Below are 692 nucleotides of genomic sequence, written 5' to 3'. Positions count from 1 at the left end.
CACGTCCGTCAAGGTGGTGTAAATTTCCAGATGGCCTGAGGTCATGATCAGGCGGCTTTCGTAGTTATGCTGAGAATGGGGTCGATCTCCTCCTTGTCGATCTGGGCGAAGGCCTCGACCATCATGTAGCGGCTCGCGGTCTGCCATTCGTCGTTCTGCTCGAACAGCACTGCACCGATCAGGCGCATGATGGAGGCCTCGTTCGGGAAGATGCCGACGACATCGGCGCGGCGTTTCACTTCCTTGTTCAGGCGCTCAATCGGATTGGTTGAATGCAGCTTTGTTCGGTGCTGGCGAGGGAAAGCCATGTAGGCCAGCACATCGTGTTCGCTGGCATCCATCAGGTCTGCGAGCTTGGGCCACCGTGTGCGGAGCTGTTCCGCAACGTGCCGCCAGGTCTCACCGGCGTGTTTGCGGTCAGGTTGCTCAAAGGCCTGCCGTATTGCCGCGGCCACGACCGTGTGCTGCCCCTTCGACACGTGAGCCAGGGCATTGCGCATCCAGTGGACCCGGCAGCGCTGCCAGGTCGCCTCGAAGACACGGGCGATGGCGCCTTTCAGGCCGGTGTGGGCATCGCTGATCACCAACTTCACGCCATCGAGGCCTCGGGCCTTCAGCGAGCGCAGAAACTCGGTCCAGAAGGTCTCAGCCTCCGATGGCCCGATCCCCAGGCCGATAATCTCGCGGCGGCC

Annotated in this window: 1 protein-coding gene; it reads right to left on the bottom strand. The window is 61.8% G+C overall.

All coding sequences use genetic code 11. The features are described 5' to 3' along the window. Positions 1-47 precede the first annotated feature (47 nt). A partial coding sequence (locus L1965_RS15945; RefSeq protein WP_235757411.1) for an IS256 family transposase occupies positions 48-692 on the bottom strand: 645 nt, incomplete at its 5' end.

Origin of the sequence: Paracoccus salsus (genome assembly GCF_021556615.1) — a bacterium.
In the GTDB taxonomy this organism is placed as follows: domain Bacteria; phylum Pseudomonadota; class Alphaproteobacteria; order Rhodobacterales; family Rhodobacteraceae; genus Paracoccus; species Paracoccus salsus.
This window is presented reverse-complemented; position numbering and strand designations above follow the sequence as displayed.